This is a genomic window from Variovorax sp. 10N412, from assembly GCF_056394985.1.
Window position 1 is genome coordinate 169,014 of sequence record NZ_JBFTIO010000002.1, and the last position, 14,966, is coordinate 183,979.

Here is a 14,966-nt window from a genome sequence, read left to right on the forward strand (position 1 = left end):
ATCATGAACAGCTCCGCCTACGCCCTGTCCATCGACGCACCGGTCTGCCGGTACGTGGACCTGGACGGCTTCACCGATCTCCTGCCCGCGCAACTGCTGTCGGCGGAAGAGTGCACGCGCGCCGCAAGCTTTCGCTTCCCGGCCGACCGGCAGCGCTTCGTGGCCGCGCACATCGCCCTGCGCCAGGCGCTGGCCGAGTACACCGGCCTGCACCACGCGGCGCTGCAGCTGGCGACGGGCTCCTTCGGCAAGCCCTCGCTGTCCGGCCACACGCGCACCCAGTTCTCGCTGAGCCACAGCCGCGGCCTGGCGCTGATTGCCATTGGCGGGCGAGGCCCGCTGGGCGCCGACGTGGAGTTGCTGCGCCCGGTGCCGGACATGGCGGCGCTCGCGGCCGAGCACTTCACGCAGCGCGAACAGGACGCGCTGGCTGCGCTGCCCGCGCATGAACGCGAACGTGCGTTCCTGACCTGCTGGACGCGCAAGGAAGCCTGCCTGAAAGCCATCGGCGTGGGCCTGCTGCTGTCGCCGCAGAGCTTCGAGGTGGGCGTGACGCCCGACTGCCGCAGCGTGGAGCTGGCGGTGGCCGGGCGCATCCTGTGGCTGGTGCTCGGGCCCGCGCCCGCGCGGCTGGACTGCGTGGGTTCGCTCGCCGAGTGGCGCCAGACCGAAGCCCGCGCGGGCGCGGCGGGTTCTGCCGGTTCCACGGCCTGTGTGGCGGAGGCCCACGCATGAGCACCGCCACGCCACTGATGTTCGGGCCGGCCTCGCGCCAGGTCTTCGGCGTGTTCCATCCGGCGGAGGACAACCGCGCCGAGAACACCGCGGTGCTCTTCTGCCCGCCGTTCGGCCAGGAAGGGCTGCGCACGCACCGCTTCTTCAAGGTGCTGGCCGAGCGCTTCGCGCGCTCGGGCATCGCCGTGCTGCGCTTCGACTTCTATGGCTCGGGCGATTCGCCGGGCGACGAGCGCGAAGGCGAGCTCGACGGCTGGCGGCGCGACCTGTGCGCCGCGCACGACGAGCTGCGCCGGCGCGCGCCGAATGCCTCCATCGTCTGGATCGGTGCGCGCCTGGGCGCCACCCTGGCCGTGCTGGCCGCGCGCAGCGGGCGCTGCGACCCGGTGCGCCTGGTGCTGTGGGAGCCGGTGATCGACGGCAAGCGCTACGGGCGCCTGCTGCGCGAAGAGCACGTGGCGGCCATCGACACCACCTTCTGCATCCCCGACCTGGCCTGGCGCCGCAGCCTGGTGAACGAACCCGATGCCTTGCCCGAGGAAGCCCTGGGCACGTCGCTCTCGCCCGCCTTGCGCGCACAGCTGGCGGCGCTGGTGCCCGAGTCGCTGCCGCTCACGGCGCTGCACGACACGCTGGTGCTGGCCGGCCCCGACGACACCCACACCGCGCAGTGGGCCGCCGACCAGCAGTCGCGCCACATGCCGGTGCGCCTTGCGTACTTCAGCCACCCGCTGGACTGGACGTCCGACCCCTACCCCAACAGCGCGATGGTTCCGGCCGAAGCGCTCAACCGCCTCCAGGGAGCCCTGCATGAATGACATGACACAGACGCCGGCGCGCTTCGGTCCCGGCGATGCGCTGGTGGGCATGCTCACCGCACCCACGAACCAGGCGCCTGCCGACGTGGCCTGCCTGATGTTCAACATGGGGGCCAACCACCGCGTGGGCCCGCGCCGCATCAACGTGAAGCTGGCGCACATGCTGGCCGCGCGCGGCGTGAGCAGCCTGCGCTTCGACCTGGGCGGCATCGGCGACAGCGACGCGCTGGACACCGCACCCGACGTGCAGGCCCGCGCGGTGCACAGCCTGGAGGCCGCCATGGACCTGGGCGAACGCATGCTGGGCGCGCGGCAGTTCACCATCGTGGCCATGTGCTCGGGCGTCGAGCAGGCCATGGCGGTGGCCGCCACCGATGCGCGCGTGGTCGGCGTCTCGCTGTTCGACGGATTCGCCTTTCCGGAACGGCGCTCGCGCTGGGAGCGCACCCTGCGCCGCGCGCTGGCCGCACCCGCGCACCCGGCGTTTCCGGGCAAGGCCAAGCGCTGGCTGCAGCGCCACTTCCTCAAGGCCCACTCGACCAAGCCGATGCCCGGCTACTTTGCGCAGGAGCGCTCGGCCGCGGAGAACGCCGCCTGGTTCGGCACGACCCTGCAGCGCCTGGTCGAACGCAAGGTGGCGGTGCAGATGCTGTATTCGGGCTCGCTGCACGTGAACGACCGCAGCCGCGACCAGCTCGGCAACTTCGCCCGCGAGCCCTACACCCAAGCGCTGCAGTACGAGTTCATGCGCGAGGTCGACCACACCGTGTGCACCGAGCGCGGACAGCAGCTGTTCCTGCAATGCGTGGGCGACTGGGTGACCGAGCGCTGTTTCGGCGCCTCCACCGACGCCGCCGAGGTCTCCGGGCGCCGCACCCCGAGCCGCGCCACCGCGGGCGGCGAACGCGCCATGCCCACCACCTGGGCCGCGCCATGACCCATGCCATGGGCCCCGCCCCGCGCCTGCCACTGCCCTCTTTCAGCAACCCGCCCCCCCACCGTCAACCGGCCGTCAAGGAGATCACCATGGAACGCCCCGATCGAACGACGCAGTCACAAGACATGCGCCCCCTCTGCACCAGCGCACCAACCCCGGCGCATGCCCGGGCGGAAAACAAGTTGCGATGGCTGGGGCTGGCCATGCTGCTGTCCCTGGGCATGGCCGCGCTGTCCGGCTGCGCACCGGGCTTCGGCACGCCGGCCGCGCTGGGCTTCACCGCCACCACCGGCGACAGCACCGCCTCGGCGGAGAGCAGCAGGATCATCCCGATCACGCCCGACCTGGTGCGCGCACAGATGGCGCAGAAGCCCAAGGACGTGCCCGCCGCCGTGAAGCGCCTGTTCGCCACGTCGCCGATCTACACCATCGGGCCGGGCGACGTGCTCGGCATCATCGTCTACAACCGGCCGGAGCTGCTGCCCAACGCCGGCGCGGTGATCGCGCAGCAGTCGGACCCGACCGGCGTGAGCGTGGCGCCCGGCTTCATCGTCGGCGCCAACGGCGAGATCAGCTTTCCCTACATCGGCCGCACCAAGCTGCAGGGGCTGACCGAAAGCGGCGCCTCCGAGCTGATCGAGCGCCGCATCAAGGACTTCATCAAGGACCCGCAGGTCACGGTGCGCATCCAGTCGTTCCGCAGCCAGCGCGCCTACGTGCAGGGCGAGGTGCGCACCCCCGGCCTGCAGATCTTCACCGACATCCCGATGACGCTGTCGGAGGCCATCAGCCGCTCGGGCAGCTTCACCACGGCGGGCGACCGCTCGCGCGTCTCGCTGACCCGCGGCGGCGTGACCACGGTGGTCGACCTGCCGCTGCTCGAGTCGCTGGGCTTCGACGGCAACGGCATCGCGCTGCGCAACGGCGACATCGTGAACGTCGGCACCCGCGAGGACAGCCGGGTCTACGTGATGGGCGAAATCAGGGCGCCCTCGGCGCTGCAGATGCGCATCAACGGCCGCCTGAGCCTGAACGAGGCGCTGGGCGATGCCGGCGGGCCCGACCTGCTGTCGTCCGACCCCGGCCAGATCTACGTGGTGCGCAACGCGCCCGGCAACCCGGACGTGCAGCAGATCTTCAACCTCAACGCGAAGAACCCGGTGGCGCTCGCGCTGGCCGACCGCTTCGAGCTGATGCCGCGCGACGTGGTCTACGTCGACCACGTGCCGCTGGTCACCTGGAACCGCGTCATCAGCCTGATCCTGCCGGCCGCGCAGGTTGCCAACCTCAGCCGCGACACCGCACGCCGGTGAGTGCTCCTCCCTCCCATACGAAAAGGTGAACCTCATGAACGCGCGCTGGCAAGCTTCGCTCCCCGGTCCCGCTCCCGCGTCCACGCCCGTGGCCGCGATCGAGGCCGGCTGGGTCCGGGAATCCCGCTTCCAGGAGTACCTGGACATCCTCATCGACAGCCGCTGGCTGATCGCCTCCATCACCGCGCTGGCGCTGCTGCTGGGCGTGGGCTATGCCCTGTTCGGCCCGCGGGTGTACGAGGCCAACATCCTGATCCAGGTGGAAGACCCCGACCGCTCGGGGGGCAACTTCCCGGGCGACTCGACCGCGGCCGCGGGCATCGGCAACAAGACGCCGGTGTCCGGCGAGACGGAAATCCTGAAGTCGCGCATGGTGCTGGGCCAGGCGATGGAGGACACCCAGCTGTTCATCAGCGCGCGGCCCCGCTACGTCCCGCTGGTGGGCGAGTTCCTGGCGCGCCATTCGAGCCAGCTCTCCAGCCCCGGCATCCTGGGCATGGGCAATTTCGTGTCGGGCACAGAGCGCATCGCCGTCGCGCAGATGGACGTGCCGCCGGCCTTCGAAGGCAAGAAGTTCACCCTCGTCGCGGGCGACGGCGGCACCTACACGCTGACCCACCCGGATCTCGAAACGCCGCTGAAGGGCACGGTCGGCGTGCCGCTGGACGCGGCCGTGCCCGGCGGCGCGCTGCACCTGCTGGTGGGCTCCTTCGACGCCCGGCCCGGCGCCGCCTTCGAGCTGGTGCGCCAGTCGAAGCAGCTCACGCTGCTGGGCCTGCAGAAGGACCTGCGCGTGGTCGAGAAAGGCAAGCAGTCGGGCGTGATGGACATCAGCCTGCAGGCCGAGGACCGCAACAAGCTGGCCGACGTGCTCAACGAGATCTCGCGCCTGTACGTGCGCCAGAACATCGACCAGAAGACCGTGCAGGCCGAGCGCGCACTGGCCTTCCTGGGCACCGAACTGCCGAAGTTCAAGGCGCAGCTGGAGCAGTCGGAAGACAGCTACAACCAGTACCGCAACCAGAACGGCACCATCAGCCTGGACGACGAGGCGCGCAATGCGCTGGCCCAGAGCGTCGACCTGCAGGCCAAGCTGCTCGACGCCAAGCAGAAGCGGCTCGACCTCATGGGCAACTTCACGGCCAAGCACCCTGCCGTGGTGACGCTGGACACGCAGATCTCCTCGCTGAAGAAGGAACTCGGCGGCGTCGAGGGGCGCATCCGCCGCATGCCCATGATGCAGCAGAACTCGCTGCGCATGCAGCGCGACATCAAGGTCAACACCGACCTGTACGCCACGCTCCTGAACAGCTCGCTGCAGATGCGCCTGGCCAAGGAAGGCAAGGTCGCCAACGTGCGCGTGCTCGACCAGGCGCTGGTGGCGGAGAAGCCGGTGCGCCCCAAGCCGCTGATCGTCGTGGCGCTGGCGCTGGCGGCGGGCCTGTTCTTCGGCGGCGCCGCGGCCATGGCGCGCAAGAACCTGCGCCGCTCCATCGCCAGCCCCGAGGACATCGAGGCCGTCACGGGCCTGAGCGTGTACAGCACCATCGCGCTGAGCAGCCAGCAGCGCGTGCTCGACCGCGCCATCCGCGCCGGCAAGCCGGGCGTGAAGGTGCTGGCCGCGCTGCACGTGGAAGACCCGGCGCTCGACGGCCTGCGCCGGCTGCGCACCGCGCTGAAGCACGTGATGCACGGCGCGCCGAACAACCGCATCCTGATCGCCAGCGCCACGGCCGGCGCGGGCAAGACCTTCGTGTCGTCGAACTTCGCCACCCTGCTGGCCGCCTCCGGCAAGCGCGTGCTGCTGATCGACGCCGACATGCACCGCGGCAGCCTGAGCGAAGAGTTCGGCCTGCTGCGCAAGGACGGCCTGTCCGACGTCATTGCCGGCGGCGTGCCGCTGGAGCAGGCCATTCACCATCATGTGCTGCCGCACCTGGACGTGATGACCTCCGGCAAGCCGCATGCGGACCCGGCCGGCCTGCTGGCCAGCGAGGTGTTCACGCACACGCTGCAGACCCTGTCGGCGCGCTACGACGTGGTGGTCGTCGACGCGCCGCCCACGCTGGTGGCCACCGAGACCGCCGAGATGGCGCCCATCATGGGCACCCTGCTGCTGGTGGCGCGCGCCGACGCCAGCGAAATGGGCGAGCTGGTGGAAAGCGCCAAGCGGCTGGCCCATGTGGGCGCCGCATTCCACGGGGTGGTGTTCAACGCGGTGGACACCTCGCAACGCCAGCACCGCAGCTACAGCTACGGCTACTACGGCTATGCGCCGGCGCGCCGCGAGCCCTCGTATGCCATCGACACGGCCGACACCGTCATGCCCAAGCGCATCGAGCCGGAGCACGCCGCGTCATGAACACGCTTCGATCGACCTCCTCCACGCGGCAGGGCGCCGACAGCGCGGCCGGCGGCGCCGCGGCCGCGGCCAACACGCCCGCGTACGGCCCGCTCGGCGGCGCGGCCTGGCTGCGCCATGCCAAGCGCGCGGCCGACATCCTGATGGCCGGCTCGTTCTTCCTGTTCTTCGGCTGGGCCTATGCGCTCATCTGGCTCGGCGTGCTGCTCACCTCGGGCGGGCCGGCCATCTACATGCAGCCGCGCTACGGCAAGGACGGCAAGGTGTTCAAGTTCTACAAGTTCCGCTCGATGGTGGCGGAGTCGGACGCGGTGCTGGCGCGCCACCTGCGCGAGAACGAGGCCGCGCGGCGCGAATGGGCGGTCTACCAGAAGCTGCAGAACGACCCGCGCATCACCCGCTTCGGCGCCATCCTTCGCAAGTACAGCATCGACGAGTTCCCGCAGTTCTGGAACGTGCTCAAGGGCGACATGAGCATGGTCGGCCCGCGCCCCTGCATGTTCACGCAGAAGGACCTGTACGGCGACTACTGGGTGCACTACTGCGCCGTGCGCCCGGGCATCACCGGCCTGTGGCAGATCAGCGGACGCAACGAGATCAGCTACCGCCGCCGCGCCGCCATGGACGCGGAGTACGTGGCGCGGCTGTCGCTGTGGCGCGACCTCTCGATCCTGCTGAAGACCTTCGGCGTGGTGACCGGCGCGCGCGGGTCGCGCTAGGCCGCCCTCCTTCGATTTTGTCTCCCTCGTTTCTTCAACCTCTTCACCGAAAGCTCCTATGCGTATCTTTGTTGCAGGTCACCGCGGCATGGTGGGTCAGGCGGCCACGCGTCGCCTGAGCGAGCTGGGCCACGACGTGGTCACGCGAACGCGCACCGAACTCGACCTTCTCGACCAGGCAGGCGTGGCGCGTTTCTTCGCCACGGAGCAGATCGATCAGGTCTACCTGGCAGCGGCCAAGGTGGGCGGCATCCACGCCAACATGACCTATCCCGCGCAGTTCATCTACGAGAACCTGGTCATTGCCACCAACGTCACGCACCAGGCCTTCGTGGCGGGCGTGAAGCGGCTGCTGTTCCTCGGCTCCAGCTGCATCTACCCGCGCCTGGCCGAGCAGCCGATCCGCGAGGAGTACCTGCTCAACGGCCGGCTGGAACCCACCAACGAACCTTATGCGATCGCCAAGATCGCCGGGCTCAAGCTGTGCGAAAGCTACAACCGCCAGTACGGCGCGACGCACGGCATCGACTACCGCAGCGTGATGCCGACCAACCTGTACGGCCCCGGCGACAACTACCACCTGGAAAACAGCCACGTGGTGCCCGCGCTGGTGCAGCGCTTCCACCTGGCGAAGATCAGCAATGCACCCAGCGTGCTGATCTGGGGCAGCGGCCGCGCGCGGCGCGAGTTCCTCTACGTGGACGACATGGTCGAGGGCTGCCTCGAGGTGATGAACCTCTCGCGCGCCGAGTACGAGCAGCAGACCGACGCCATGCGCGGCCACATCAACCTGGGCACCGGCATCGACGTGTCCATTGCCGAACTCACCGAGCTGATCCGCGAGGTGGTGGGCTACACCGGCAGCATCCGCTACGACCTCGCGCAGCCCGACGGCGCTCCGAGAAAGCTGCTGGACGTGTCGCGCGCGGCCACCCTCGGCTGGCACGCGAAGGTGACGCTGGCCGAGGGGCTGCGCCGCACCTATGCGGACTACCAGAAGGCCATCCGGCCGATCGAGGAGCCCGAGCACCTTCAGGCCCCCGCGCACGCCTGATCAGCTGCACGCCCCGTACGTTCCCCACTATCCGACAGGCCCACCATGCGAACCCTTTCCTTCTGGTCCGGCATCGTTTGCGCGCTGCTGTGCGGCCTGGTCGACCCGGTGTGGGGCTACGCGGCGGTGGCCGCGCTGTCGCTGGTGCAGCTGTCGATGCTGGGCGCCCCGGGCGCCAGCGTGTTTCTGCTGATCCACTACGCGGCGATCCTCACGTACTTCTCGGTCGCACCGGCGATGCAGATCGCGAGCGACGTCGGGTTCTGGGACGCGGGCGTGCTGGGCACCGCGGCGCACACGCAGGCGCTGATGCTGCTGCTGCTGTACATGGCCGGCGTGGAGGCCGCGCGGCTGGGCGTGCCCGATGTGCCGGTGCGGGTGCACCGGTACGTCGGCGCGCATCCCGCGGGCGCGGCGCACCCGGTGCTGCTGCTGGTGAGCTGCTCGCTGTCCGCCTTCGCGGTGCTGTTGGTGCGGCCCGATCTGAATTTCGTGGCGCGCGGCGTCGTGGGCGACGAAGAGAGCGTGCCGGTCGACCTCATCTTCTATTCCACGCTGCCCAAGCTGATCGTGCTGGTGTGCTTCGTGGCACTGGCGATCCACGCGGTGCGCAGCCGCACGCTGTGGGCCTGGTGCGCGGCGGGCCTGGCGGGCGGCCTGGCGCTGATTGCGGCCAACCCGGTGAACACCGCGCGCCAGGTGCTGCTGATCGGGCTGCTCCCGCTGCTCATCCACGCCTTCGGGCGCGGGCGGCGCTGGCTGCTGGCCGGGGTGGTGTTCGGCGCCATCGCGGGCCTGGGCCCGGTGCTGAACCTGATCTCGCGCGGCAGCCTGTGGGGCGAGGAGCTCACGACCTTTCCGTTCAGCCAGGACTTCGACGCCCAGTACGTGGTGGCCGGCATCCTGGAACGCGCGCCCATTCCCGACCTGGGCTGGGGCCGCTACCTGCTCTCGGCCGTGTCCTTCTTCCTGCCGCGCGACCTGAAGATGTTCCCCGACTTCGACCCGCTCGGCTGGTCGGCCATCCTGGGCAACTTCTCGCAGAGCAACCTGTCGCTGCCGCCGTTCACCACGGCCTACTTCGACTTCGGCCTGGCAGGACCCGCGCTGTTGGGCCTGGCGATTTCCGCGGGCTTTCGCTGGGCCGACCGCGCCGTCGATCCGAACGGCCCGCTGTCGGGCTCCTACCTGGCGGCCCTGGTGCTGCTGGCGGCCTACGTGCCATTCATGCGCGGCCCCATCCTCGGCTGGGGGCCCTTCGCGGCCTCGGGCCTGATCGCGGCGCTGATCGCCGGGGTGCTGAGTTCGCGCGGCCGGCAGCCGCGGCGCGTCGCGCTGCGCGCGGTGCGGCGCGATCTGCCGAACGTCTGAGGGCGCACACATGGCCACCTACCTGTACTACGACACCATCCGCCTGAACAAGGCGGCCGGCGGTGTGCTGAACGTGTCCGAGGTGCTGCTGCGCAACATGCGGCTGTCGCGCGACGACCGGGTCGAGGCGGTCAGCGAACGCCACCCGCGCATCTATGCAGCGGCGCAGCGCCTGAAGCTCAGCCGCTTCGTGCTGGACACGCTGCTCTACAACTTCCACCGGCTGCGCGCGCTGCTCGCGGGCGAGCGCGTGGTCTCGGTGTTTCCGAACTACTTCCTGCCGTTCACGCTGCTGGGGCGCCATCGCGATTCGGTCACCATCGTGCACGACCTCCAGTACAAGGCCTATCCGCAGTACTTCGGGCGCGCCAAGCGCCTGTTCCTGGACTGGAACCTGTGGCGCGCGGCGCGCAGCGAAGCGGACGTGGTGTTCATCAGCAAGAGCAGCCAGCAAGACTTCGAGCGGCACTTCGGGCGCTGCGCGCATCCGGCGGTGATCTTCAATCCGGTGGACGTGCTGCGCGCCGTCGCGGTGCCTCCTGCCGCACCGGCTGAGTCACCGGCCGCGGCGCCCCACGAGCGCTACCTGATCGCGGCCTACCACTATTACCCGCACAAGAACTTCGGCGGCATCCTGGCGCTGTTCGAACGCATGAAGCGCGCGGGCCTGGTCGACTACCTGGACATCACCGGCAACGGCGCGGCCGACGTCGAGCGCATGGTGGCCGCGCTGGCGCCCGAGGTGCGCGGCGCCGTGCGGCACCGGGGGCTGGTGTCGCGCGACGAGCTGATGCGGCTGTACCTGGGCGCCACGGCGTTCATCTCGTTGTCGACCTTCGAGGGCTTCAACCTTTCGGCGGCCGAGGCGGCCACGCTGGGCGTGCCGTTGCTGCTGTCGGACATTCCCGTGCACCGCGAGCTTTTCGCGGGCTATGGCTTCTTCGTGGGCAGCGCGTCCAGCGACGCCTACCAGCTCGCGAAGTACCTGGCGCGCCACGAACGCACCCGCCCGGCCTGGCCGCATGCGGCCACCTGCGCTCCGGCGGCGGTGGCCGGGCGCTACCTCACGCTCAAGCGCGGCGCGTTGTCGTTCACCGGGGCGCTGCCATGAAGACCTTTCCCGCCGTGATGGTTCGCGTGGTCGCGGCGTTGCTCTTCGGGGCGGCGCTGGTGGCGGTGATCGCGCAGCCGAAAGCGCCGGAGGCCCCCCAGACCCCGCCGAAGGGAACGGCTACAGCGCAGCAGCAACAGGCCCTGCAAGCCCAGCCGGCCGGCGCGCCCGTGCCCGGCCTCGGCGTGATGGTGCATTACCTGCCCGACAAGCAAAGCATCCGCGAGGTGATGCGCTTCGACGTCGAGTCCTTCGCGAACCAGCTCGCGGAGATGCGGGTGTCGCACCTCATCCTGACGCTCGGGCAGAACAATGGCCAGTACATCGCGCCCAACTCCGCGCTCGAGGTGCTGTGCCCCGCCAGCGCGAAGAACCGCTCGCCGCGCGACCTGCCGCTGGAGATCGGCCAGGCCCTGCGAAGCCGCGGCATCGCGATGATCCTGTACCTGCCGTTTCGCGCCCCGCAGTCCGACCGCTACCTGATGGACTGCCTGGGCGACGTGAACGAGCAGCAGCCGCCGCCGGCCAGGTTCATCGCCGCGTGGTCCAGCGTGATCCGCGACTGGTCGGAGCACTACGGTCCGCTGGCCGCCGGCTGGTGGTTCGACGGCACTTACAACACCACGGGCGTGACGACGGCCGGCTGGGAGCAGCTGTGCGGCGCCGCGCGCAGCGGCGCGGCCAACCGCCTGCTGGCCTTCAACGCCGGCGAAGGCGCGCAGCGCTTCAGCCTGAAGTCGGTGCCCTGCCAGAACCTGATGGCGGGCGAATACATGGAGCCGCCGGCGCACCCCGCGGCGCCGCCCTCGGAGCTGATGTTCCACCTGCTCACGCCGCTCACCGCCTCCTGGGGCCGCGAGGCGCCGGCGCGCTTCACCGCCGGGCAGTTGCGCAACTGGATCTCCGAGGCCGCCGCCGCGCGCGGGCTCGTCACGCTGGACATGCCCGTGGACGCCACCGGCCGCTTCATGCCCGCGCACGTCGCGCTGCTGAAGAGCGTGACCTCGCGCAAGCCCTGAACACCCACGAAATCCTGTCACACGTCCATTTCAAGAAACCACCCCCTCAAACGCCATGAAACCCTCCCTGCCCTTCATCGTCGTGGAAGACCGCCAGAACAAGACGCTCGCGCTGTGCCGTGAATCGGCGGTGCTGGCCGAGGAACAGCTGCTCGTGCTGTCGCAGACCGACGCCGGCGCGAGCTACGAACGCTTCTGCAAGTCGTACGTGCACCTGTCGAGCAACTCCGCCGAGTTCGAAAAGATCTGCTTTCGGCGCTACTTTCTCCTAGCGCAGTTTCTGGAATCCAGCCCGGACGTGCGCGAGTTCGTGCTGATCGACAGCGACGTGCTGCTGTTCCAGGGCGCCGCCGCGCACATTGCGAGCCTGGTGGGCAAGGCCGATTTCTCGGGCTCCTCCATGCAGTCGGCCGACGGCTGGAACCCCTGCCAGATCTCGCCGCACGTGAGCTACTGGACCGCCAACGGCCTGCGCCGCTTCGTGGCCTATGTGCTCGACAGCTACGCCACGCCGTCGGGTCGTCGCAAGCTGCGCGAGATTGCCGCGCGCTTCGCCGCGCGCGGCGTGCGCGGCGGTGTGTCCGACATGACGCTGCTCTACCTGTGGGCGCGCACCACGGGCAACGATGCGCCCATCAACCGCGTCCTGGGCGGCACCGTCATCGACCACAACATCAACGGCATGCAGAACCTGCTGCCGCGGGAGTTCAGGGTTCGCGGCGGCGCCAAGCGCATCACCTACAGCGACGGCAAGGCCTGGCTGACCACCGAAGCCGGGGAAATGACGCGCGTGGTCGCGCTGCACTTCCAAGGCAGCGCCAAGATGGCCATGCCCTATGCGCTGCGCGGCCACATGCACACCGTGGCGGCCGTGACCTACGCGCTGCAGATGGCGCGTCGCGGCAAGAACTACGTGTTCAGGGCTGCCGCGTTCGCGCGCCGGCTGTTCGACACGCGCCGCGTGGTCCACGCATCGACCGGCAAGTGACCCGCCGCAGCGACGCCATGAAACCCTTCAGCCCCTCCCTCGCCCTGCCCGGCGCCCGCATGGCCTGGCTGTCGGGCCTGGGCGCGCTGGCTTCGCGGCTGTATGTGTACCTGTCGGGCTTCGTGGCCGTGTTCCTGATGGCGGCGACCATTCCGCCTGCGCGCTTTGGCGAGTACTCGGTGTACCAGTCGGTCATCGAGGTGGCGCTGGTGCTGGGCACGCTGGGCAGCTCGCTGCTGTTCTCGCGCCACGCGGCCAGCGGGCCGGCCGGCGCGCACGGCACGCCGGGTGTGACGCGCGGCGACGTGGTGCGCACGCTGGCCATCGGCCTGCCGCTGGCCGCCGTGCTGGTCACGGTGATCCTGGCGGTGCAGCGCCTGCCGGTGGGCGACGCGCCGTTCGCGCTGGTGGTCGCCACGCTGGCGATCTTCTCGTTCAACAGCCTGCGGCTGTCGTTCAGCCGCGGCCTCGGGCATGCGGGCCTGCTCAACCTGGAGGCCGGCATCCGCTCGACCATCCTGGTGGCGGGCGTGGGCCTGTGCGCGGCGCTGAAGTTCGACCTGGGCGTGGCACACCTGCTGCTCATCAACCTGTTCGCGCTGGTGGTCGTGTGCACGGCCATCGGCCTGCCGGGCAACGGCGCGGCGCCGCCGGCCGGGCGGGCCGCCATCGGCCTGGCGTCGCAGGGCAGCGCCACGGTGTACTCGCTGCTCATGTTCCTGCTGCGCAAGTCGGACCTGCTGGTGGTGGCGTACTTCATGCCGCTGGGCTATGTGGGCGCCTTCAAGATCGCCTTCCTGCTGGCCGAAGCGCCGTCGCAGTTCGTGCAGGCCTTCCTGTTCACCAAGACCCGGGCGATGCTGGAGGCCGACCCCCGGCACTTCGGCGACGCCCAGCTGGCGCTGGCGCGCCATTCGTTCCTGCTCGGCTGCGGCCTGTTCGTCGGGCTCGGGTGCGTCATGGCGGTGGCCGCGCCGCTGCTCAAGCTGGGCGACGAGGCCCGCAGCATCTTCCTTTGCATTGCGCCGTACTTCCTGCTGCGCACCTACACCATCCACCACGAGATGGTGCTGTCGCTGAAGACCTCGATGGGCTCGCTCGGCCGCTGGGCGCTGCTGGAGGTGGCGCTGCGCTTCCTCTCGTACGGCGTGGTGATCGTGCTGTTTCCCGGCAAGCCGCACTACGTGTTCCTGCTGGCCTGCGTGTCCGACTTCGTGCTGTACGAGACGCGCATGCGCCTTGTGTTCGGCTTCTTTCCCATTCAACGGCTGCTGCGCGCGAGGTCACTCAAGTGAAAATTCTTCTCTACTCGATGAACTTCACTCCCGAGCTGGCCGGCATCGGCAAGTACTCGGGAGAAATGGCGCAGTGGCTGCACGCGCGCGGGCACGACGTGCGCGTGATCGCCGCGCCGCCCTTCTTTCCGCAGTGGTCGGTGTTCGACGGCTACTCGGCCTGGCGCTACCGCAAGACGGTGTGGAACGGCATCACGGTGTGGCGCGCGCCCACCTGGGTGCCGAAGAAGCCGCGCACGCTGGCGCGCATGGCGCACCTGTTCTCGTTCATGCTGTCGAGCATTCCGCTGCTGTTCGCGCAGATGCGCTGGAAGCCCGACGTGGTGTTCGTGGTGGAGCCGCCGCTGTTCTGCGCGCCCTCGGTGCTGTTCTTCTCCAAGATGGCGGGCATCAAGTCGTGGCTGCACATCCAGGACTACGAGGTGGACGCCGCCTTCGGCCTGGGTTTGCTCAGCGGCGAGCGGGTGCAGCGCTTCGCGCGCTCGGCCGAGCACTGGCTGCTGGGCAAGTTCAGCCGGGTGTCCACCATTTCCGCCGCCATGGTCGACAAGGCCCGCGGCAAGGGCGTGGCCGACAGCCGCGTGGTGCTGTTTCCCAACTGGGTGGATGTGAAGTCCATCCACCCCACGCCGGCCAACACCTCGCCCGACGGCTACCGCGCCGCGCTGGGCATTGCGCAGGACGCGGTGGTGGTGCTGTATTCGGGCAGCCTGGGCAGCAAGCAGGGCATCGAACTGCTGGCCGAGGCGGCGCAGTTGCTGGCGTGCTCGCACGACATCCACTTCGTGTTCTGCGGCAACGGCCCGAGCCGCGAGTCGCTGAAGGACGCGTGCGTGCGCCTGGCCAACGTGCACTTCCTCGACCTGCAGCCGGCCGAGCGGCTCAACGAGCTGCTGGGCATGGCCGACATCCACGTGCTGCCGCAGCGCGCCGACGCCGCCGACCTCGTCATGCCCTCCAAGCTGGGCGGCATGCTGGCCAGCGGGCGCGCCGTGATCGTCACCGCGCATGCCGGCACCGAGCTGAGCAACGTGGTGTCGGGCCGCGGCATGGTGGTGCCGCCCGGCGACGCGGCGGCGCTGGCCGACGCCATCGAGCAGCTCGCCATGTCGCGCCAGACGCGCGAGGAAATGGGCGCGGCGGGCCGGCGTTTCGCCGAGTCCGCACTTGACCAGGACGCCATCCTGCAGCGGCTCGAACGCGAGCTGCAGCGCTGCGTGGCCGTCGGCTGACCCACCCCAACT

At 69.8% G+C, this 14,966-nt stretch carries 13 protein-coding genes; all 13 read left to right on the top strand.

The genetic code is table 11. From position 1 onward, the window contains the following. Nucleotides 1–3: 3 nt before the first annotated feature. Nucleotides 4–735: a 4'-phosphopantetheinyl transferase family protein gene (locus AC1DJH_RS06260; protein WP_478185107.1), complete on the top strand. Its 732-nt coding sequence runs from the start codon at nt 4–6 to the stop codon at nt 733–735. Next, nucleotides 732–1,553 (top strand): serine aminopeptidase domain-containing protein, encoded by an 822-nt coding sequence (locus AC1DJH_RS06265; RefSeq protein ID WP_472112001.1) that lies wholly within the window; start codon nt 732–734, stop codon nt 1,551–1,553. The genes AC1DJH_RS06260 and AC1DJH_RS06265 overlap by 4 nt, the downstream gene beginning before the upstream one ends. Beyond that, on the top strand, nt 1,546–2,490 hold the full coding sequence (locus AC1DJH_RS06270) for an alpha/beta hydrolase family protein (protein ID WP_478185108.1): 945 nt from the start codon (nt 1,546–1,548) through the stop codon (nt 2,488–2,490). Before AC1DJH_RS06265 ends, AC1DJH_RS06270 begins: the two co-directional genes overlap by 8 nt. Nucleotides 2,491–2,693: 203 nt before the next feature. Continuing rightward, complete coding sequence (locus AC1DJH_RS06275) at nt 2,694–3,803, top strand: polysaccharide biosynthesis/export family protein (RefSeq protein WP_478185109.1); 1,110 nt, start codon at nt 2,694–2,696, stop codon at nt 3,801–3,803. A 34-nt stretch (nt 3,804–3,837) separates the two neighbouring features. Continuing rightward, on the top strand, nt 3,838–6,165 hold the full coding sequence (locus AC1DJH_RS06280) for a polysaccharide biosynthesis tyrosine autokinase (protein WP_478185110.1): 2,328 nt from the start codon (nt 3,838–3,840) through the stop codon (nt 6,163–6,165). Continuing rightward, on the top strand, nt 6,162–6,884 hold the full coding sequence (locus AC1DJH_RS06285; protein ID WP_472111990.1) for a sugar transferase: 723 nt from the start codon (nt 6,162–6,164) through the stop codon (nt 6,882–6,884). Before AC1DJH_RS06280 ends, AC1DJH_RS06285 begins: the two co-directional genes overlap by 4 nt. A gap of 58 nt (nt 6,885–6,942) precedes the next feature. Then, a complete protein-coding gene (locus tag AC1DJH_RS06290) occupies nt 6,943–7,938 on the top strand; it encodes a GDP-L-fucose synthase family protein (protein ID WP_478185111.1) in 996 nt (331 codons plus the stop codon). A gap of 45 nt (nt 7,939–7,983) precedes the next feature. Continuing rightward, complete coding sequence (locus AC1DJH_RS06295) at nt 7,984–9,309, top strand: hypothetical protein (protein WP_478185112.1); 1,326 nt, start codon at nt 7,984–7,986, stop codon at nt 9,307–9,309. A gap of 10 nt (nt 9,310–9,319) precedes the next feature. Beyond that, on the top strand, nt 9,320–10,420 hold the full coding sequence (locus tag AC1DJH_RS06300) for a glycosyltransferase (protein ID WP_478185113.1): 1,101 nt from the start codon (nt 9,320–9,322) through the stop codon (nt 10,418–10,420). After that, entirely contained in the window at nt 10,417–11,439 is a 1,023-nt protein-coding gene (locus AC1DJH_RS06305; protein ID WP_478185114.1) for a hypothetical protein, read from the top strand. The genes AC1DJH_RS06300 and AC1DJH_RS06305 overlap by 4 nt, the downstream gene beginning before the upstream one ends. Before the next feature lie 55 nt (nt 11,440–11,494). Continuing rightward, nucleotides 11,495–12,427, top strand: a complete 933-nt coding sequence (locus tag AC1DJH_RS06310) for a hypothetical protein (RefSeq protein WP_472111977.1) — start codon at nt 11,495–11,497, stop codon at nt 12,425–12,427. A gap of 17 nt (nt 12,428–12,444) precedes the next feature. Then, nucleotides 12,445–13,722 (top strand): polysaccharide biosynthesis protein, encoded by a 1,278-nt coding sequence (locus AC1DJH_RS06315; RefSeq protein ID WP_472111974.1) that lies wholly within the window; start codon nt 12,445–12,447, stop codon nt 13,720–13,722. Beyond that, nucleotides 13,719–14,954 carry a WcaI family glycosyltransferase gene (locus AC1DJH_RS06320; RefSeq protein WP_478185115.1) on the top strand — a complete coding sequence of 412 codons (1,236 nt, stop codon included), beginning with the start codon at nt 13,719–13,721 and terminating at the stop codon, nt 14,952–14,954. Before AC1DJH_RS06315 ends, AC1DJH_RS06320 begins: the two co-directional genes overlap by 4 nt. Nucleotides 14,955–14,966: the final 12 nt, after the last annotated feature.